General features: G+C 70.3%; 13 protein-coding genes. 3 read left to right on the plus strand and 10 right to left on the minus strand.

Features of this window, described 5'->3' with window-relative positions:
* Nucleotides 1–97 precede the first annotated feature (97 nt).
* Nucleotides 98–1,579, plus strand: coding sequence for an AAA family ATPase (locus tag FKV25_RS01075; protein WP_141516939.1), 1,482 nt, complete (start codon nt 98–100; stop codon nt 1,577–1,579).
* A gap of 22 nt (nt 1,580–1,601) precedes the next feature.
* Here the strand turns inward: FKV25_RS01075 and FKV25_RS01080 are convergent, their stop codons facing one another.
* The 8 genes from FKV25_RS01080 to FKV25_RS01115 all read right to left on the minus strand — a co-directional run bounded on the left by FKV25_RS01080 (nt 1,602) and on the right by FKV25_RS01115 (nt 13,853).
* The gene (locus tag FKV25_RS01080) at nt 1,602–2,345 is read right to left on the minus strand and encodes an SEL1-like repeat protein (protein ID WP_141516940.1); all 744 of its coding nucleotides are present in this window, start codon (nt 2,343–2,345) and stop codon (nt 1,602–1,604) included.
* Between the two features lie 120 nt (nt 2,346–2,465).
* Complete coding sequence (locus FKV25_RS01085) at nt 2,466–4,082, minus strand: putative 2OG-Fe(II) oxygenase (RefSeq protein ID WP_170218459.1); 1,617 nt, start codon at nt 4,080–4,082, stop codon at nt 2,466–2,468.
* A gap of 10 nt (nt 4,083–4,092) precedes the next feature.
* Entirely contained in the window at nt 4,093–4,809 is a 717-nt protein-coding gene (locus tag FKV25_RS01090; RefSeq protein WP_141516942.1) for a 2OG-Fe(II) oxygenase, read from the minus strand.
* A 54-nt stretch (nt 4,810–4,863) separates the two neighbouring features.
* Nucleotides 4,864–6,579: a gamma-glutamyltransferase gene (gene ggt / locus FKV25_RS01095; RefSeq protein ID WP_141516943.1), complete on the minus strand. Its 1,716-nt coding sequence runs from the start codon at nt 6,577–6,579 to the stop codon at nt 4,864–4,866.
* Nucleotides 6,580–6,722: 143 nt separating this feature from the next.
* Nucleotides 6,723–7,352 carry a tetratricopeptide repeat protein gene (locus FKV25_RS01100; protein ID WP_141516944.1) on the minus strand — a complete coding sequence of 210 codons (630 nt, stop codon included), beginning with the start codon at nt 7,350–7,352 and terminating at the stop codon, nt 6,723–6,725.
* A gap of 111 nt (nt 7,353–7,463) precedes the next feature.
* Nucleotides 7,464–9,824, minus strand: a complete 2,361-nt coding sequence (locus FKV25_RS01105) for a beta-N-acetylhexosaminidase (protein ID WP_141516945.1) — start codon at nt 9,822–9,824, stop codon at nt 7,464–7,466.
* A gap of 145 nt (nt 9,825–9,969) precedes the next feature.
* Nucleotides 9,970–12,717: a TonB-dependent receptor gene (locus tag FKV25_RS01110; protein ID WP_141516946.1), complete on the minus strand. Its 2,748-nt coding sequence runs from the start codon at nt 12,715–12,717 to the stop codon at nt 9,970–9,972.
* Nucleotides 12,718–12,839: 122 nt separating this feature from the next.
* Complete coding sequence (locus FKV25_RS01115) at nt 12,840–13,853, minus strand: glucokinase (protein ID WP_141516947.1); 1,014 nt, start codon at nt 13,851–13,853, stop codon at nt 12,840–12,842.
* A 401-nt stretch (nt 13,854–14,254) separates the two neighbouring features.
* Here FKV25_RS01115 and FKV25_RS01120 point away from each other — a divergent pair, with 401 nt between their 5' ends.
* Nucleotides 14,255–15,544: a sugar MFS transporter gene (locus FKV25_RS01120; RefSeq protein ID WP_141516948.1), complete on the plus strand. Its 1,290-nt coding sequence runs from the start codon at nt 14,255–14,257 to the stop codon at nt 15,542–15,544.
* A gap of 80 nt (nt 15,545–15,624) precedes the next feature.
* Complete coding sequence (locus FKV25_RS01125) at nt 15,625–16,665, plus strand: LacI family DNA-binding transcriptional regulator (protein WP_141516949.1); 1,041 nt, start codon at nt 15,625–15,627, stop codon at nt 16,663–16,665.
* 19 nt (nt 16,666–16,684) lie between these two features.
* Here the strand turns inward: FKV25_RS01125 and eda are convergent, their stop codons facing one another.
* Together eda and edd are read right to left on the minus strand one after the other, a co-directional pair.
* A complete protein-coding gene (gene eda / locus FKV25_RS01130) occupies nt 16,685–17,314 on the minus strand; it encodes a bifunctional 4-hydroxy-2-oxoglutarate aldolase/2-dehydro-3-deoxy-phosphogluconate aldolase (protein WP_141516950.1) in 630 nt (209 codons plus the stop codon).
* A 76-nt stretch (nt 17,315–17,390) separates the two neighbouring features.
* Nucleotides 17,391–19,223: a phosphogluconate dehydratase gene (edd, locus tag FKV25_RS01135; protein ID WP_141516951.1), complete on the minus strand. Its 1,833-nt coding sequence runs from the start codon at nt 19,221–19,223 to the stop codon at nt 17,391–17,393.
* Nucleotides 19,224–19,252: the final 29 nt, after the last annotated feature.

Here is a 19,252-nt window from a genome sequence, read left to right on the forward strand (position 1 = left end):
CTCGCCGCCGGCCCGGCTACGCTCAAGTAGACGTTCCGCCAGCCGACGCGACCGCCGCGCCGGCTATCATGGTCGTTCGACACGGAAGCCCTGCCTGATGAGCGAACTGCAAGACCTGGTCGCGCTGATCCGCGCCAACACCCCCCTGATCGTCATCGAGACCCGCGACGAAGCCCGCGTGGTCGAACTCTTCCGCCAGGCCCTCATGCAGGTCTGGCGCGCGATGTACCGCTGGTCGATCACCGAAGGCCTTCGGCGCATCGACATCGACCGCGAGGACGCGCCCGATGGCGCGCCGGACATGTCCAGCACCATGGCCACCATCCGCGCCGCGGGCCAGCGCGGGGTCTACCTGTTGTTCGACGCGCACCCTTTCCTCGGCGCGGCCATGACCCAGCGACAGGTGCGCGAGATCATCGACCGCCGGGGCAGCCAGCCGCACGTGCTGGTGCTCGTGGGCCATGCGGTGGAACTTCCACCCGACCTGGAGTCGATGGCGGTGCGCTACCGGCCGCGCCTGCCCGACGCCAACGCCCTGCTCAAGCTGGTGCGCCAGCAGGCCGAGGACTACGCGCGCGAGCACGGCGGCAAGCGCGTCCAGGTCGACGGCGAGGCCGTGCAGCAGATCGTCCGCAACCTGGCCGGACTGGACCCGGTGGATGCGCGGCGGATCGCCCGCCACCTGATCTTCCGCGATGGCGCACTCGGCCCGGACGACCTGCCCGAACTGGCCAAGCTGAAGTTCGAACTGCTCAGCCGCAGCGGGCACCTTCATTACGAATACGACAGCGCGCGCATGGAAGACGTCGCCGGCGCACGCCGCCTGAAGCGCTGGGTCGAACACCGCCGCGGCGTGTTCGCCAGCGGCGAGGCCCCGCCCGGGCTGGACCTGCCCAAGGGCATGCTGTTGCTGGGCGTGCAGGGCTGCGGCAAGTCGATGCTGGCCAAGGCGGTCGCCAGCGGGTTCGGCGTGCCGGTGGTGCGCCTGGACATCGGCGCGCTCTACAACAAGTTCCACGGCGAGACCGAGCGCAACCTGCGCGATGCGCTCGCGGCCGCCGAGCGCCTTGCCCCCTGCGTGCTGTGGATCGATGAAATCGAGAAGGGCATCTCCGCCGACGACAGCGACGGCGGGGTGTCGCGCCGCGTGCAGGGCCACCTGCTCACCTGGATGGCCGAACGCGACTCGCGGGTATTCATCGTCGCGACCGCCAACCAGGTCGACGCCCTGCCGCCGGAACTGCTGCGCAAGGGCCGCTTCGACGAGGTGTTCTTCGTCGACCTGCCCGACGCGGAGAGCCGCCGGCAACTGTTCGCGCTGCACCTGCGCAAGCGCACGCTCGATCCCTCCCGCTTCGACCTCGACGGCCTGGCCGCGGCCAGCGAGGGTTTTTCGGGGGCCGAGATCGAACAGGCGATCGTGTCGGCGCTGTACGCGGCGCATGCCACCGGCGCGGCACTCAACGACTTCAGCCTGCGCGCGGAGATCAAGCAGGCCCGCCCGCTGTCGGTGCTGATGGCCGAGCAGGTGGACGCGCTGCGCGACTGGGCGCGCGGACGGACGGTGCCGGCGGACTGAGGCCGACGCCGCGCGCCGGGCCTCAGCCCGGCCCGTCGGAAGCGTCCGCCCCCACGTCGGCCGGCGCGTCGAGGGTTTCCAGCGGCAGCACGATGACCCGCCCGTTCCACTTGCGGTCCTCGGCCTGCCAATAGCGCTCGGGCGACCAGCGATGGGCGGCATAGTATTCGCTGCCCCGCGGAATGTCGGTGCGGGCGCTCATCCTGGCGCGCCCCTGCGTGGGTGCGACGAACTCGATGCGATCCGCCGTCGCGCCGACGCGGCTGCCGGTCGCATCCGCCAGCGCCCGTCGGATCGCCCAGTCCGTCCGCGGCCGCGCCACGTCGTCGCCGTAGCGGGCGTACAGCGCCGGACCGATCTCAAGCGCGCGCCGGCGTTCGGCCGCGTCCAGCGACAGCCACATCTTCTCGCGCACGCGCAGCAGGTCCTCGTAGCCGCGCTCGGCGGCCAGGTCGCTCCAGACATAGGCCAGGGCGCGATCGGCGGACACGCCCACGCCGTGCCAGTACATCAGGCTCAGCGAGTGCTGCGAGAACTTGTCGGCGTAGCGGGCGGCCGTCCGGAACTGCTCGACCGCCCGCTCGGGACGCTCGAGCTTGAGCGAACGCAGCGCCCGCGCACGCCAGAGTTCGTTGGGATGGTCGGCCGCCATCGATGCGGCCTGGTCGAGCTGGTTGAGGCTCAGTTCCCGCAACTGGGGCGCCAACCCGTCGCGCACCTCCGGTGAGGCGTCCGGCTGGGCGGCCAGCGGTGGGATGGACAGCATTGCCAGCACGGCAGCTGCAAATGCGAAAGCCTTGGGTGGGCGGCGCATGGCGGGGTCCTCCAGCCGGGGCTTCCGGTGTACACCCGCGGCTTTCACCGGGTCAAATCGCCGTTCGGCGGCTCAGGCGGCCGCGAGGTCGAAGGAGATGCTGATGCGTTCGCCCGCGCCACGGTAGGGCAAGGTGCGATGGAACAGGTACGACGGGAACAGCAACAGGTCGCCGACGCGCGGCTGCTCCAGGCGCAGCGCGGCGGCCGCTGGCGCCAGGTGCGGGTAGGGGCGGCCGAATTCGATCCAGCCGGGGTGCGTTCCATCGTCGCCGGCGACCGCCGGCGGCAGTTCGACGTAGTACGCGCCCGACAGCCAGGACGCTTCGTGGATGTGGGTGTCGATGTGCCCGCCTTCGGCGGCCTGCGTGGCCCACACATGCAGCACGTAGTCGCGGGGAATGTTGCGCAGGAACACGTCCTTGGGGTCGGGCTTGCAGCCGGCGATGAAGGCGTCGATCGCCGCCCTCAGGGCCTGCTCGAACGCCACGATCGCCGCGGTGCGGTCGGCCAGCAGGTCGCCGCTGAGGTACGCCTGGCGCGCGGCGAGGCCGGCGGGCTCCCATCGCTGTTGGCTGTGCCGGCGGATGTCCCCGGCCAGGGCGGCGTGGAACCGGGCCGCGTCCGGGAAGCCGGGCGGCGTCGGCAATGCGATCCGGTGCACGTGCCGCTGCACGCCGAGCAGCGCGCCCGCCGCCTCGCCGCCCTCCACGTCGGCGGTCGCCACGCCCAGGTGGGCAATGGTGCGCTGGTCGTCGGGAGCCCGGGACAGCGCGTCGTACAGCGCCTGGCGGGCGTCGCCGGCGCGCCCGTCCTGCAGCAGCGCGATGCCGAGCTGGCGGCGCAGCGCCGGGGCGTCGACCCCGCGCTGCAAGGCCGCTGCGTAGACCTCGGTCGCCTCGCGCGGCTTGTCGTTGAGCAGCAGTTGCTCGCCACAGGCATCGACGTTGTCGGCATCGTCCGGCGCCAGCGCGAGGGCGCGCCGGGCGTGGGCCTCGGCGCGCGCCGGGGCGTCGAGCTTGCGCAACAAGAGGGCGGCGATGCGATGCGCGTCGGCCATCCCCGGGTCCAGGCGCAAGGCCTCCTCGACCGCGCGCAGGCCCTCGCCCAGCGCATCGCGGTCGAAGCGGTTGCTCAGCAAGGCCGCCAGCGCGAAGTGGCCGGTGGCCTCCACCGGGGCCAGCGCCTGGACGTTGCGCGCTGCCGCGATGGCCGCCGGGTAGTCGCCGCGACGGCCGTGCGCGGCGGCCAGGTTGTTCCAGGCCATCACCCAGTCCGGCTGCAGGCGCGTCGCGGCCTCGAAGCCACGCGCGGCGACCTCGAAGTCGCCCTGGGCATAGGCCGCAGTGGCCAGGCGGAACTGCGCGCGGGGATCGCCCGGCAATCCCGCCGCGGCGTCGGCGAGCAGGGGCCGGGCCCGCGCGGGCTGTCCGGCGTCCAGCCAGAGCCCCCCCAGGTCCAGCGCGGTGCCGGCGTCGCCGGGCTTGAGCACGTGCGCGCGCTGCAGGGCCTGCAGGGCCAGCTCCGCGCGCCCGAGCCGCAGCGCGGCGATGCCGAGCATGCGCCAGGCGTCGAAGGCGCCCGCATCCGCGCGCGTCGCCTCGTGGGCGGCATCGCATGCAGCCTGCCACTGCCCCGCCTGTATGGCCTGCCAGGCGCGTTGCAGCAAGGTGCGCACCTGCTGGCTCATGGCGCTGGACTCAAAGCTGCCACCAGCCGGTGATCGCGAGGCGATCATTGCCGGCCCAGGGCGCCACCAGGCTCACCGCGTGCCCGGTCGGTACCGCGAACAGCGAGAGGCTGTTGGCGCGCGGCAGGAAGGTGTCGACCACCTGGCCGGCATCGTCGATGAACTGCAGCAAGCCACCCCAGTCCGCCTCCCAGTGCGGGGCCAGATTGAGCACGTAGGCGTACAGGCGGCCTTCGCGGCTGTCGATGTCGGTGTGCCGGCGCAGGAACTGCCCCGGGCGGTAGCGCGTGGCCTGGGCATTGACCCGGCGGATCCGCGCATCGCCGCTCAGCGCCTGGGCAAAGGCGATGTACTGGGGTGAGTTGAAGACCTCGAGCAGGCGGTGCAGCAGCAGGCCCGGATCGCGTCCCTGCTGGTATGCCGACACCATCATGTAGCTGTCGTAGGCGAAGCGATATCCGGCATCGCCCGCCTGCCCGCGCGCCGACGCCGCCGTGCGCGCGTACATCGCCATGCGCGCGGCCTCGTCCATCGCGCCGTAGGCGGCCGCGTCGAGGGTGCGCGGACCTTCGCCGTCGCGCAAGGCGAGGGTCCAGGGCACGTCGCGCTCCAGGCATTCGCGCAGCCGGTCGGCGGCGTCGGCCTGCAGGAAGTCGGGCACCTGCACGCGGCCGTCGCGCTGCAGCGCGCTGCGCCAGGCGGGAAGATCGAGTGCGTCGTTGATCATGGCGTCGCGGACATCGAGGGAACCCGGGGACTCGGCGGGAGGGGCGGCGCGGCGTCAGTAGCCGGCCGCCTGGCCGTCCTTGCGGGACTCGCTGGCGCCGATGTAGCCACCCTCCGGGTTGACCTGGATCGCCTGGTAGCCGCCGTAGGGGCCGTGGGCGAACCGCACGCTGTGGCCCTTCTGCATCAGCGCGCGCACGGTCTCGTAGGGGTAGCCGGTCTCCAGGTCGAGCTCGCCGCCGTCGCTCATGGCGACGGCCTGGCCCGCCGGTTCGGTGGAGCCGTCGTGCTGGATGCGAGGCGCGTCGCCGGCTTCCTGCAGGTTCATGCCGAAGTCGACCATGTTGATGATGATCTGCGCGTGGCCCTGGGGTTGCATCGCGCCTCCCATGACGCCGAAGGACATCCACGGCTTTCCGTCACGCGTGACGAAGGCGGGGATGATGGTATGGAACGGGCGCTTGCCCGGCGCGAAGCTGTTGGGGTGGCCGGGCTTCAGGACGAACTGCTCGCCGCGGTCCTGGAAGATGAAGCCCAGGCCGGGCGGGGCCATGCCGCTGCCCATGCCGCGGTAGTTGGACTGGATCAGCGAGACCATCATGCCGTCGGCGTCGGCGACGGTCATGTAGATGGTGTCGCCTTCGTTGAGCTGCGGGATCACGCCCGGTTCGGCGGCCTTCATCGCGCGGTCCATCGAGATCAGCGCGCGCCGCTCGGCGGCGTAGTCCTTGGACACCAGCCGTTCCACCGGGGTGCGGTAGAACGCTGGATCGGCGTAGGATGCGGCGCGGTCGGCGAAGGCAAGCTTCTTGGCCTCGGTGAACAGGTGCACGTGCTCGGGGCTGCCGAAGCCGTAGGACTTGAGGTCGTAGCCTTCCAGGATATTGAGGATCTGCAACGCGGCGATGCCCTGCCCGTTCGGCGGCAGCTCCCAGACGTCGTAGCCGCGGTAGTGGGTGCTGACCGGCTCGACCCACTCGCCCTCGTGCGCGGCCAGGTCCTCGTAGCGCAGGAAGCCATCGTTGGCCTTGAAGTAGGCGTCGATCCGGCGCGCGATGTCGCCCTTGTAGAACACATCGCGACCGCCCTCCGCGATCGCTTCCAGGGTGTTGGCCAGGTTGGGGTTGCGCCACATCTCGCCGGTGCGCGGGCCGCGCTTGCCGTCGACGGTGAACTGTTCGGCGAAGCCCGGCCACTTCGACAGCACCGGCACGCTGCGGCCCCAGTAATAGGCGATGACCTGGTGCACCGGGTGGCCCTCGCGGGCGTATCGGATCGCGGGCGCGAGGTCCTCGGCGATCGGGCGGCGGCCAAAGCGGCCGTGCAGCGCGAACCAGGCATCGACCGTGCCCGGCACGGTGACCGGCAAGGGACCATGCGGCGGCACCTCGGTGAGGCCGCGGCGCTGGAATTCCGCCAGGTCCAGGCCACGCGGGGAACGCCCCGACCCGTTGTAACCGTACAGCTTCTTCGTCTTCGGGTCCCAGACGATCGCGAACAGGTCGCCACCGATGCCGTTGCCGGTGGGCTCCATCAGGCCGAGCGCGGCATTGGCGGCGATCGCCGCGTCGACCGCGCTGCCACCGCCTTTCATCACGTCCAGCGCGACCTGGGTCGCCAAGGGATGCGAGGTCGCTGCCATCGCGTGCGGGGCGTAGACCTCGCTGCGGGTGGCGAAGGCCTCGCCGACGATGCGGTCGGCGGCGCTGGCGGCGGGGATGGCCAGCGCCAGCGCGAGGCCCAGGGAAGAGAGTGCAAGCAGTCGGCGCATGGCGGCTGTCGCGCGGCCCGCGGCCGCGTTGGTGGAAAGTCCCATCCTAACGCGAGGGCCGGAGGCGTGCCGATCCGCCAAAAGACAGGGCCGCCCCGGGGGCGGCCCTGTGCTGCGTCCGTCGATGTGGGCGGCGCCGCCGCTCAGGGCCAGCTGGGCGGATTGGCCTGCCAGGCGGCCTGCACTTCGGCCAGGGTCGCGCGCTCGTCGTCGCGCCAGTCGGGCAGCAGCTCGTCGTAGCGCGAGGTGCCGCGCCACTGGTCGGGCTCGCTGCGCACGGCGGCGGCATACCACTGCACGGCTTCGTCCTTGCGGTCCACCGACCACAAGGCCATCGCCAGGGTCTGCGGCATCCAGCTGCCGGTGATGTTGCGCGCCGTCACCAGCTCGACCCACTGCGTCAGCGCGGCCTCGCGGTCGCCGCTGCGATACAGGTCCCAGGCATAGTTCCACTTGGCCGCGCGCCACAGCGTGTTGCCGCTGCCCAGGCCACTGAGGGCACGCTGGTACAGCGCCTGGCCCACCTCGATGCGGCCGGCCTCCATCGCCATGTGGCCCAGCTGGGCCGCTTCGGCATTGGCATGCGGGTCGCGCTGGATGGTCGCCAACAAGCGCGCCATCGCGGCTTCACCGGTCTCGTTGACGACGACGATCGGCTTGGTCGCGTGGCTGTCGGCGTCGAAGTAGAACTCGGCGGGCCTGGGCAGGGTTTGCGCCAGGGCGGAGAAAGACGCGGCGAACAGCGTCGCCAGGATCAGCAAGCGTAGTTTCATCGTGGGGCCCCCTGTAAACCCTTATAGGATACCCCGACTGCGACGGGAGACGCGGCAAACAGCGCGTTTTCCAGCCCCAGCGGGGTATTCCCCGTTCAGGAAACACGCATCTCAGCGCGCGCGCGGCACCAGCGTCGCGCGATCGAGCACCCACATCGTCGGACGCGTATCGCCGGTGGCGCGAATGCACAGGTCCTGGCGACCGCGGGTTCCGGCCGGCAGCTCCACCTTCAGGTCGACGAAGCCATCGGCCTCCGGCGCCGCCGGCAGCGGGACCGCGGCCAGGCGCTCGCCCTCGCAGCCGCCGGCATGGACGAGCAGTTCGCCGTGCGCGCCGGTGGCCGGCTCGAAGCTGCGGAGCGGTTCGTCGTGGGCCAGCTGGAAATAGTACGGAATGCGCCCCAGGCGGACGTCCAGCGCGGCGATGCCGTCCAGGTCGGCGCCGTTCCACTGCCAGCAGGGATAGAAGATCGTCACGTTGAAGATCGCGCGCTCGCCGTCGGCCGGGCCGTCGTCCTCCAGGCGCAACAACAGCCGCCCGGCATCGGGACACACCGCCAGTTGTTCGTCGGTGCGGCTGAGCAGGGAGTCGGCGTCGAAACGGAAGGCCTGCGGCGTCGCCAGCGGTCGCCCATCGAAGAACGCGGCGGCTTTGAGTTCGATCGGCAGCTGCAGGTCCAGCGGCGCGTCGTAGACCGGCGAAGCGGCGCCGGGCTCGCTGCCGTCGGTGGTGTAGCGCACTTCGTATTCGAGCGGATTGGACAGGCGGATCGACGCCTTGCCGGCGGCGCGGTCGTCCTCGGCCACGGCCTGCACCTGGAACGGCGTCTTCGCGTAGCGGATGCCGAGCAGGTCGTAGCGATGCAGCAGCGTGGGCAGGCGCTGGCGGAAATCGGCCCAGTCCTTCTCCCCGGCGGGCGTCCACCCCGTCTCGGCGACCGCCGCCAGGCGCGGGAAGACGTTGTGCTCGAGGCGCTCGTCGAAGCGGGTGTGCTCGGTGAACATCGTCGCCTGCAGGCCGAGGATGTGCTTGCGCTGCGTTTCGTCGAGCGCGCCGGGCACCGGGTCGAACGCATAGACCTGCTGCAGCGGGATGGTCGCCGGGCGGCCCGGCGGCTCGTCCGGCGAATCGGTCTGCAGGTAGTCCATGTAGAGGTCCGACACCGGCGCCATCACCACGTCGTGGCCCTTGCGCGCGGCTTCGATGCCGCCGTCGATGCCGCGCCAGGACATCACCGTCGCTTCGTCGGGCAGGTCGGCCTCGAGGATCTCGTCCCAGCCGATCAGGCGCTTGTCGTGCGCGGCGAGGAACTTCTCCAGGCGCTCGACCATCAGCCCCTGCATGGCCATCTCGTCCTTCGCGCCCGCCTCGCGCATGTGTTGCTGCACCCGCGCCGAGGCCTCCCACTGGTCCTTGACAGCCTCGTCGCCGCCGATGTGCACGTACGGGCCGGGAAAGAGCCCGATCATCTCGCTCAGCACGTTCTCGAGGAAGACCATGGTGTCCTCCTCGGTGTTGAACAGGTTGGGGAAGACACCCCACTCGTTGGACGGCACCAGCGGGGTGTCGATCGTGCCCAGTTCCGGATAGGCCGCGATGGCCGCGGTCGCGTGCCCCGGGATGTCCAGCTCGGGCACCACCATGATGTGGCGCGCGGCGGCATAGGCGACGACTTCACGGACCTGGTCCTGGGTATAGAAGCCGCAATAGGGGCGCGGTTCGCCGGTGGCGGGGTCCTTGCCGGCGTCGCCGGCGGGCAGGCGGCATGCACCCACCTCCGTGAGTTTCGGATAGCGCTTGATCTCGATCCGCCAGCCCTGGTCGTCGGTCAGGTGCCAGTGGAAGGTGTTCATCTTCTGCAGCGCCATGGCGTCGAGCAGCTTCTTGATCTCGTCCAGGCTCTGGAAGTGGCGCGCGGAATCGAGCATGAAGCCGCGCCACGCGAAGCGCGGCGCATCGTCGATGCTCAGCGCCGGGATGCGCCCTTCGGCGCCGGGATTGGCGGCCAGTTGCCACAGGGTCGCCGCGCCACGGGACAGGCCAGCGGGCGTGGCGGCGCTGATGTCGATGCCCGAGGGCGCGACGTGCAGGCGATAGGCTTCCGGCGAATCCGCCTTGAAACCGGGATCGACGACGAAGCGGATGGCGCCCTTGCCTTCGTTGCCGGCGCCCATCGCCAGGGCGATGCCGAGGGTGTCGCGCATGTACGCGGCGAAGCGCTCGGCCTCGGCCTTGGCGCCTTCGCCCGAGGCCAGCATCGGCGTGGCGTCCGACAGCGTGAAATGGCCCTGGCCTGCTTCGAGCGTGCGCGGACGCGGGACGAGGTCGGGGGCCGGGATGGCGCCCTGCGCCTTGGCGACGTCCGCGGCAGCGCCAGGATCGGTGTCCGGCGCGTTGCATGCCGCCAGCAGCGCGCAGGCCAGGCCCGCCGCGAAGAATCGTGAGGTCGCCCTGCGTGTGCTGCCGGTCATGCCGTGTCCCCGCTCGTGTTGTTCGAATCCGTCTTGCGATGATCGCCCGATCGCGGGCGGCCGTCGCGGAAAATGGGGGCGGGCCCGCCAGAAGCGGGCCCGCCGGGTGGATCGCCGCGCCGGGTGGCGCGGCCCTGCGCGTGCCTCAGTAGCTGAAGCGGAAGCTCAGGTAGTACTGGCGGCCGTTGGAGTACATGGCGTACGGGAGCACGCCCACGGCACTGTCGGTGTAGTACGAGTAGGTCGGGTTGTTGAGGTTCAGGCCATCGAGCGACAGGCTCATCGCATCGTTGATCTTCCAGCCCAGCGAGGCCGACACGGTGCCGAAGTCGTCCTGGTAGAACGAATCGGTGCGCGACACGCCCGCGTAGAAGGCCTCGCGGAAGGTGTAGGCCACGCGCGCGTTGAAGCGCTCGTTCTCGAAATACGCCGACAGGTTGTAGGTGTTGCGCGAGGCACCGTTGAGCGGCTTGCCGTCGTCGGTCTCGCCATCGGCGAAGGTGTAGTTGGCGGCGACGCCGAACCACTCGCCGATCGGCTGCTGGTAACCGATCTCGTAACCCTTCAGCTTGCCGTCGGTGTTGACCGGCACGGAGACCAGGTAGTCCGAGTAGACGTCGGTACCGGCATCCTGGCTGGCCTGCTGGTCCTTGTACTGGATGGTCTGGTTGCCGAAGCTGATGTAGTCCTTCAGGTCCATCTGGAACACGCTGAACGACAGCAGTGCGCGCGGGGCGAAGTACCACTCCAGCGAAGCGTCGAGGTTGGTCGAGATCAGCGGATCCAGGTCGGGGTTGCCGCCGCTGCCGGTGTGGGTCAGGTCGTCCAGGGTCAGCGAACCGGCCAGCGCGGAGTAGTCCGGGCGGGTCATGGTCTTGGACGCGGCGAAGCGCAGCAGCAGGTCGCTGCTGAGGTCGAACTTGACGTTCGCGCTGGGCAGCAGCTCGTCGTAGTCCTTGCTGTTGGAGACCTTCAGGTAGTCGCCGAACGCGGAACCGGTGATCGCCCCCGGGATGCCCGAACCGATCGGCAGCGCCTGGGTGTACTCGATGTCGCTGTCGGTCCTGACATAGCGCAGGCCGATGTTGCCGCTCCAGCTGTCGCCGGTGAAGTTGGCCTGCACGTAGGCCGCCGAGTTCTTCTCGTACACGCCGTAGACGTCGGAGAAGTAGAAGCGCTCGGGGAAGTTGCGGTTGGCGAAGTCGGCGTTGATCTGGGCCAGCTGGTCCGGGGTGTAGTACCAGATGCCACCCGGGAAGTTGCCGCCCAGGCCGTTGCCGAAGTCGCCCGGGTAATAGCCGCCGGTGGTCGGGTAGGCGCTGATGTCCTGCCACGGCGACGCCCAGTTCGGGCCCTGCGCGATCTCGTAGTCGTTGCTGCGCTCGTGCTCGGCGTAGCGCACGCCGAAGTCCAGCGAGGACAGCACGCTGTCGCTCATCGTGAACAGAGTGCCGTCGGCGGCGAACCAGTCTTCCTTGTCGAGCACGTCGATGCCCTGGCCACCGAAGATCCAGCCGAAGTCGGGGCGGTGGGTCGAAGGCGTGTTGTTGCCGCCCAGGCTCCAGTCGATCGCCTCGTCGATGCCGTGCATCGACCAGCTGGCGCCGCCGTTCGGGGCGATGCCGGTCTCGAGCACGTCCTGGGTCTCGCTGCGGCCATTGCCCTTGGTGGTGCCGGCCTGGAAATGGAAGTCCAGGTTGTCGGTCGCCTGCCAGTCGGCCTCCAGCGTGAGGTACTTCGACTCCGACGAAGCACCCGGCCGGGAGATCATGTCGTAAACGCCGTAGGGCACTTCGGTGCCGCCGGTCACCGCCGGGTAGACGGCGTGGGTGAGCAGGTTGCCATCGACCACGTAGCCCGGCTCCGGGGCACGGATGTTGGCGAACTGGCTCGTCCACATCATGTAGTTGCGGTTGTAGTTGTCGGCCTCGAGCTTGGAGTAGAAGCCGTTGAGGTCGAGCGTCAGGTTGTCGGTCGGCTTGAACTGGATGTCCAGCACGCCGCCGCGGCGCTCGCGCTTCTGCTCGAACAGCACCGCGCCGAGCAGGTTCGGGTAGAGCACGCCGGCGAGGTCGGGATTGGTCACGGTGACCGGCGCGTCATAGGCGATCTGGCCGTAGCCGCCGACCACTTCCTGGCCGTCGCGGCGCAGGCTGCGCTCCTGGTAGAAGGCCTGCAGCAGCACGCCCAGGTTGTTGGCGTCGTTCTTCCAGTTGAACAGCGCGCTGACCTGCGGATCGGTCTCGCCGGCCAGGTCCGAATGCACCGCGCCGACCGAGCCGGAGATGGTCAGCTGGTCGGGGTACTGGAGCGGCTTGCGGGTGATGATGTCGACCGAGCCGGCGCTGCCACCCTCGACCAGCTTGGCCTCGGAGGACTTGTGCACCACGACCTGGTCGACGATCTCGGCCGGCAGCAGCGAGTAGCTGACGCTGCGGCCGACGTTGGCGACCTGGCTCAGGACGAACCAGTCGCCGGTGCCGATGGCGTGGCCGTTGACCAGGGTCTGGGTGAGGCTGGGGTTGGTGCCGCGCAGGCTGACGCGGTCGGCTTCGTCGAAGCCGCCCTCGCTGGCGCTGGAGGAGCTGATGTTCACGCCCGGCAGCTGCTGCAGGGCGTCGGCCACGTTCTTGGCTGGCAGCTTGCCGATGTCCTCGGCGCTGACCGCCTCGACGTGGGTCGCCGCGTCACGCTTGGTGTCGAGGGACTTCTCGAGGCTGCCGCGGATGCCGGTGACGATGATCGTGTCCAGGTCGGTGGCGTCGTCGCGGGTGCCGGCGGCCTGGGGATTGTCGGATGGGGCTTCGGCCGGAGCGTCCTGCGCGGTCGCGGTGGCCGAAACCATCAAGGCTGCGACGATGCTCGCCGACAGCATGGATTTGCGAAGCTTCATTGTGTTCTCTCTCCCTCGGTTTCGTATCCGGCCCATGCTTCCCTTCTTGGCGGGGCTGGCGTGGTCCGGTGTGTCGATGCCGACCGGCACGGACCGGGCGGCGCTTCGTTGCTACGGTCGGTTCAGTCGGTGCGCGCATGCTCCAGGTACCAGCTGGCGGCACCGATGACGCCCAGCCGGTCGTTCTCGATCAGGCGGACCGGCAGCCGCTCGAGCACCGGCTGCATCGCCCCCTTGTCGCGCAGGCGGGCCAGGAACTGGCTGTCTGCGAGGAAATCCTTGAGCTGCGGCAGGATCCCGCCGGCGATGAACACCGCGCGGGCGCTGCTGGTCACGGCGAGGTCGCCGATCACGCTGCCCAGCAGCGCGCAGAACGTCAGCACCGCTTCGCGCGCGACCGCGTCGCCCTCGCGGGCCGCGGCGGTGATGCCGGCCGGCGCCAGGGTGACCGGCCGGGTGCCGTCGATGGCGCACAGCGCGCGGTAGATGTTGGCCAGCCCGGGTCCGGATACCAGGTCCTCGTTGGGCACGTGCGCGCCGCGCTGCTGCAGCTGGCGCAGGATCTCGATCTCGCGCGCGTTGCCGGGCGAGAACGCGGCGTGGCCGGCCTCGGTCGGCAGCACGACGGTGCCGCCGCGATGCGGGACGCGGACGGCCGCGCCCAGGCCGGTACCCGGGCCGATCACCAGCACCGGGCCGGGCTCGATCGCGTCGACGCCCGGCGTGAGCAGGGTCGAATCCGCGGGGTCCATGCACTGGGCGGCGTGGGCGGCGGCCTGGAAGTCGTTGATGAAGAGCACGCGCTCCAGGCCGAGCGCGCGGCGCAGCTCCGACAGCGAGACCTTCCAGCTGAGGTTGGAGTTGATGACCGTGTCGTCGAGGACCACGCCGGCGCAGGCGATCGCCACGCTCTCGACCGGACCGGCGCCGCCGGGGATGGCGGCAATGAAGTCGGACAGGATCTCGGCCAGGCCCGGATAGTCGGCACAGGCGTACTTGCGATGCGCGAGCACGGCGATCGGCGACTCGTCGGGGCCGCCGGCGCGGACTAGGCCGACGCGCGTGTGGGTGCCGCCGACGTCGGCGGCGATGAAGCGACCGCGCGCGGACGCGGCGAACTTTTCCGCTGCGCTCATGCGGTCGGCGTCCCGCAGGACTGGGCGGGGTGGGAGACCGTCATCGGGCCGACATCCATGCGATTGAAGAAGGTGTGACATGTGCTGCTGCATTCCCCTTTCATCCGGCCTCCGCGTCTCCCCGCCCGGTGTGCGAACCGAGACTGCTTCAGTCCTGACAACGATGTCAACACTTCGGACAAAAAAATCACCCAGAGCCCCGAACAACCGTCACGATTCCGTGAATTTGCTGCGCCGCAGCATGAGTTTTTGCGCCTGAAAGGCCGGTATAAGTGGGTCCATCTAGACCACTGGCTTACAGGACAATCTTGTGACAACGTGCAGTCAACGACTGCCGGCAAGGTCCAGGCCAGTCCACACCACAGGCGGGACGTCCCGCCGTTCCGGAGGGGAGTCCGTACATGTCATCCACCACTGCCACCGAAGTCGCCGGCCAGGGCGGCGCGCAGCGCCACCTCGGGTCGATGGCGATCATCGGCCTGCTGTTCTTCATCTTCGGCTTCGTCACCTGGCTCAACGGCCCGCTGATCGGCTTCGCCAAGCTGGCCTTCGACGTCAGCGAATCGGCGGCGTTCCTGATCCCGTTCGCGTTCTACATCTCCTACTTCTTCCTGGCCCTGCCGTCCTCGCTGATCCTGAAGAAGACCGGCATGAAGAAGGGCATGGCGCTGGCGCTGCTGGTCATGGCGGTGGGGGCCGCGGTGTTCGGCCAGTACACGACCCAGCGTTACTACCCCGGCGCGGTCACCGGCATCTTCATCATCGGCACCGGCCTGGCGATCCTGCAGACCGCGGCCAATCCCTACATCTCCATCCTCGGCCCGATCGAGGGCGCGGCGCAGCGCATCGCGGTGATGGGCATCTGCAACAAGCTCGCCGGCATCGCCGCGCCGCTCCTGCTCGGTGCGCTCGTCCTGCACGGCATGGGCGACCTGGCCGCCCAGGTCGAAGGTGCCGACGCGGCGACCAAGGATGCCCTGCTCAACGAGTTCGCCTCGCGCATCCACGACCCCTACATGGTGATGGCCGGCCTGCTCGCGCTGGTCGCGGTCGGCGTGCTGTTCTCGCCCTTGCCTGAAATCCGTCCCGAGGAGGCGAACGCCGAGTCCGCCGGCGGCAAGCGCAGCCTGTTCCAGTACCCGCACCTGTGGCTGGGCGCGGCCTGCCTGTTCGCCTACGTGGGCGTCGAGGTGATGGCCGGCGACGCCATCGGCATCTATGGCGAATCGCTGGGCCTGCCACTGGACCACACCAAGTTCTTCACCTCGTTGACCCTGGGCGGCATGCTGGTCGGCTACCTGGTGGGCCTGGTGACGATCCCGCGCTACATCTCGCAGGAACGCTACCTTTCGGTGTCGGCCGTGCTCGGCGTGCTGTTCACCATCGGCGCGTTCCTCACCAGCGGCTACGTGTCGGTGGCCTTCGTGGCGCTGCTGGGCTTCGCCAACGCGATGATGTGGCCGGCGATCTTCCCGCTGGCGATCCGTGGCCTGGGCCGGCTGACCGAGTACGGTTCGGCGATCATGATCATGGGCATCGCCGGTGGCGCGGTGATCCCGCAGCTGTTCGCGCACTTCAAGCAGGCGCACGACTTCCAGTGGGTGTTCCTGCTGCTGATGGTGCCGTGCTACCTGTACATCCTCTACTTCGCGCGCGCCGGCCACCGCGCCGGGCTGTCGAAAGCGGGATGAGCGCCGACGGCGCGCCCGGTGTTCCCGGCGCGCGCCGCGGACGTTACGCTAGGCCATTGACCCGAACAACCGAGGTTCCGGTGCGCCGACCCACGATCAAAGACGTCGCCGAACGCGCCGAAGTCTCGCTCAAGACCGTTTCGCGGGTCATCAACGACGAGCCGGGGGTGCGCGCGCGCACCCGCGAGCGCGTCAACGAGGCGATCAGCGAGCTGGGCTACCGTCCCGACCCTTCGGCGCGCAGCCTGCGCAGCGCGCAGCCCTACGCGCTGGGCGTGGTCTACGACAACCCGAACCCGTACTACATCATTGCCGTCCAGAACGGCGTGCTCTCGGCCTGCCGGGAGACCGGCTACGGCCTGCAGATCCATCCCTGCGACGCGTCCTCGCCGGTACTCGCCGCGGACCTGATCGACCTGGTGCAGGGCGCCCGCCTGGCCGGGCTGGTGCTGGCGCCGCCGATGTCCGAGCAGATGGAACTGGTCAAGGAGCTGGTCGCGCAGGACATCAAGCTGGTGCGCATCGTCTCCGCCGCGGCCGACCCGCACGATGGCGCGCCCTGCGTTTGGGTGGACGACCACGATGCCGCCTACGACATCACCGAGCACCTGATCCAGCTTGGCCACCAGCGCATCGGCTTCCTGTGGGGCGGCACCTCGCACAAGTCCAGCTGGGAGCGTTACAAGGGGTACGCCAAGGCCTTGGCCGACTACGGCATCGAGGAGGACGACACCCTGGTCCTGCCCGGCGACTACTCCTTCGACGATGGCTTCCGCGGCGCGCGGCGCCTGCTCGCCCTCCCCGACCGCCCGAGCGCGATCTTCGGCAGCAACGACGAGATCGCCGCCGGCGTGCTGGCCGCGGCGCGCTCCAGTGGCCTGAACGTGCCCTACGACCTGTCCATCGCCGGCTTCGAGGACAGCCCGTTCTCCAAGCAGTCATGGCCGCCGCTGACCACCGCCAGCCAGGCGACCGAGGCGATCGCGCGCCACGCCACCTATCGCTTGATCGCCGAACTGCGCCGCGACAACGAAACGCCCATCGAGACCCACCCCAACGAAGGCTTCAGCCCGGTACTGGTGGTCCGCGGTTCGACCGCGCCGCCCCGACCGAAGGCCTGAGGGCGGCGAACCCGCGCGCTCAGTCGCCGCGCAGCTGCGACGCCGCCAGCGCCAGGGCCTCGATGGCCTGCCAGTCGCCCGCGCGCATCAGCGCCGCGGGGGTGCACCACGAGCCGCCCACGCAGGCGACGTTCGGCGTGGCCAGGTAGTCCGGCGCGTTCTTGACGCCAATACCGCCGGTCGCGCAGAAGCGGATCTCCGGCATCGGCCCGTGCAGGCTGCGCAGCAGGGCGGTACCGCCCGCCGCCTCGGCCGGGAAGAACTTCTGGAACACGAAGCCCTGCTCGGCCAGGGTCATTGCCTCCGAGGCCGTGGCCGCGCCGGGCAACCAGCCCACGTCGTGGCCCCGGGCGGCGGCGACCAGGTCCGGGCTGGCGCCGGGCGAGACGGCGAAACGCGCGCCGGCCTTCGCCGAAGCGTCCAGGTCGGCCGGGCGACGCACGGTACCGGTGCCGATCACGGCGTCGGGGACTTCGTCGGCGATCGCGCGCACCGCGTCCAGCGCGGCGGCGGTCCGCAGGGTCACTTCGATGACCGGCAGGCCGCCGGCCACGAGCGCGCGCGCCAGCGGCACCGCCTGGCGGGCATCGTCGATCACGACCACGGGGATCACCGGGGCCAGGTGCAGCACTTTCTCGATCAGGGTCATCAGGGGCTCCGTCAAAGGCCGGCTCGGCGTGCGGACGAGCCGCAGGCGCGGGTGGGAAATGGACGCGGCGGCACGATCAGGTCGCGCTCGCGTCGAAGGCGCTGGCCCCGCGCGTGGCCGGACCGGCGACGCGACGGAACAGGTCGAACAGCTCGCGGCCCATGCCGGCGTGGTGGCTGGCCAGGTCGGCCGTGGCCGCTTCGCGGGCCTCGAACACGGCCGCGTCCACCATCGCCTCCAGGGTGCCGGCGACGGCATCGACGCGGACCACGTCGCCGTCGCGCAGGCGCGCCAGCGGCCCGCCGCAGGCGGCCTCGGGGCTGACATGGATCGCGGCGGGCACCTGGCCCGAGGCCCCGGACATGCGGCCGTCGGTGACCAGGGCAACGCGATGGCCGCGCTTTTGCAGCACGCCCAGGGTCGGCGTGAGCTGGTGGAGCTCCGGCATGCCGTTGGCCTGCGGCCCCTGGAAGCGGACGACCACGACCACGTCGCGGTCGAGCTCGCCCTGCTCGAAGGCGTGCTTGACCTCGCCCTGCTCGCTGAAGATCCGGCACGGCGCCTCGACTACCTGGCGGTCGTCCGGTACCGCGGAGACCTTGATCGCGCCGGTGCCGAGGTTGCCGCGCAACACGCGCAGCCCACCGTCGGCACGGAACGGCTCGGCCACCGGACGCAGCACGGAGAGAGCGGCGCTGCGCCCGGGGGCCGGCACATGGACCAGGCCGCCGGCCTCGTCGAGCCGGGCCTCCACGCGGTAGCGCGCGAGGCCGGGCCCGGCGACGGTTTCCACGTCGCCATGCAACAGGCCGGCGTCGAGCAGCTCGCCGATCATGAAGGCCAGCCCGCCGGCGGCATGGAAGTGGTTCACGTCGGCGCTGCCGTTGGGATACACGCGCGCCAGCAGCGGGACCACCGAAGACAGCGCGTCGAAGTCCTCGAGCCTGAGCTCGATGCCGGCCGCCGCGGCGATGGCGACGATGTGCAGCAGGTGGTTGGTCGAGCCGCCGGTCGCGTGCAGGCCGACGACGCCGTTGACGATGGCGCGCTCGTCGACCAGGCGACCGACGGGCCGGTAGTCCGTGCCCAGCGCGGTGATCGCCGCCGCCCGGCGCGCCGCCTCGGCGGTCAGCGCATCGCGCAGGGGCGTGTTGGGGTTGACGAAGCTGGCGCCCGGCAGGTGCAGGCCCATGATCTCCATCAGCATCTGGTTGGAATTGGCGGTGCCGTAGAAGGTGCAGGTGCCGGGCGAGTGGTAGCTCGCCGACTCGGCCTCCAGCAGTTCCTCGCGCGTGGCCTTGCCCTCCGCGTAGCGCTGCCGCACGCGGGACTTCTCGTCGTTGGGGATGCCGGAGGGCATCGGTCCCGCCGGCACGAAGATCGCCGGCAGGTGGCCGAAGCTCAGCGCGCCGATCAGCAGGCCGGGCACGATCTTGTCGCAGACGCCGAGGTAGAGCGCGGCGTCGAACATGTCATGCGACAGCGCGACCGCGGTGGAGAGCGCGATCACGTCGCGCGAGAACAGGCTCAGCTCCATGCCGGCCCGGCCCTGGGTGACGCCGTCGCACATCGCCGGCACGCCGCCGGCGACCTGTGCGGTCGCGCCGGCGTTGCGCGCGGCGTTCTTGATCAGGAACGGGAAGCGCTCGAAGGGCTGGTGCGCCGAGAGCATGTCGTTGTAGGCGGTGACGATGCCCAGGTTGGGCGCGCGGCCGTCGCGCAGCGCCTCCTTGTCCGCGGGGCCGCAGGCGGCGAAGCCATGGGCCAGGTTGCCGCAGGAGAGGGTGGCCCGGTGCGGGCCCTGGCCGGCGGCGGCGTCGATCCGCGCCAGGTAGGCCGCGCGCCCGTCGCGGCTGCGGGCGCGGATGCGCTCGGTGACCTCGGCGATGGTGGGATGCAGGGAAACCATGCTGACCTCGTTGTGTGTTCGATGCCGCG

Source organism: Marilutibacter aestuarii (assembly GCF_006546775.1).
GTDB classification, from domain to species: domain Bacteria; phylum Pseudomonadota; class Gammaproteobacteria; order Xanthomonadales; family Xanthomonadaceae; genus Marilutibacter; species Marilutibacter aestuarii.

Excerpts from the sequence above, each read along its gene's own strand:
- ggt (WP_141516943.1), bottom strand. The coding sequence starts at position 6,579 with ATGCGCCGACTGCTTGCACTCTCTTCCCTGGGCCTCGCGCTGGCGCTG.
- edd (WP_141516951.1), bottom strand. The coding sequence starts at position 19,223 with ATGGTTTCCCTGCATCCCACCATCGCCGAGGTCACCGAGCGCATCCGC.
- FKV25_RS01085 (WP_170218459.1), bottom strand. The coding sequence starts at position 4,082 with ATGAGCCAGCAGGTGCGCACCTTGCTGCAACGCGCCTGGCAGGCCATA.
- FKV25_RS01075 (WP_141516939.1), top strand. The coding sequence starts at position 98 with ATGAGCGAACTGCAAGACCTGGTCGCGCTGATCCGCGCCAACACCCCC.
- FKV25_RS01120 (WP_141516948.1), top strand. The coding sequence starts at position 14,255 with ATGTCATCCACCACTGCCACCGAAGTCGCCGGCCAGGGCGGCGCGCAG.
- FKV25_RS01090 (WP_141516942.1), bottom strand. The coding sequence starts at position 4,809 with ATGATCAACGACGCACTCGATCTTCCCGCCTGGCGCAGCGCGCTGCAG.
- FKV25_RS01115 (WP_141516947.1), bottom strand. The coding sequence starts at position 13,853 with ATGAGCGCAGCGGAAAAGTTCGCCGCGTCCGCGCGCGGTCGCTTCATC.
- eda (WP_141516950.1), bottom strand. The coding sequence starts at position 17,314 with ATGACCCTGATCGAGAAAGTGCTGCACCTGGCCCCGGTGATCCCCGTG.
- FKV25_RS01110 (WP_141516946.1), bottom strand. The coding sequence starts at position 12,717 with ATGAAGCTTCGCAAATCCATGCTGTCGGCGAGCATCGTCGCAGCCTTG.
- FKV25_RS01100 (WP_141516944.1), bottom strand. The coding sequence starts at position 7,352 with ATGAAACTACGCTTGCTGATCCTGGCGACGCTGTTCGCCGCGTCTTTC.
- FKV25_RS01105 (WP_141516945.1), bottom strand. The coding sequence starts at position 9,824 with ATGACCGGCAGCACACGCAGGGCGACCTCACGATTCTTCGCGGCGGGC.
- FKV25_RS01080 (WP_141516940.1), bottom strand. The coding sequence starts at position 2,345 with ATGCTGTCCATCCCACCGCTGGCCGCCCAGCCGGACGCCTCACCGGAG.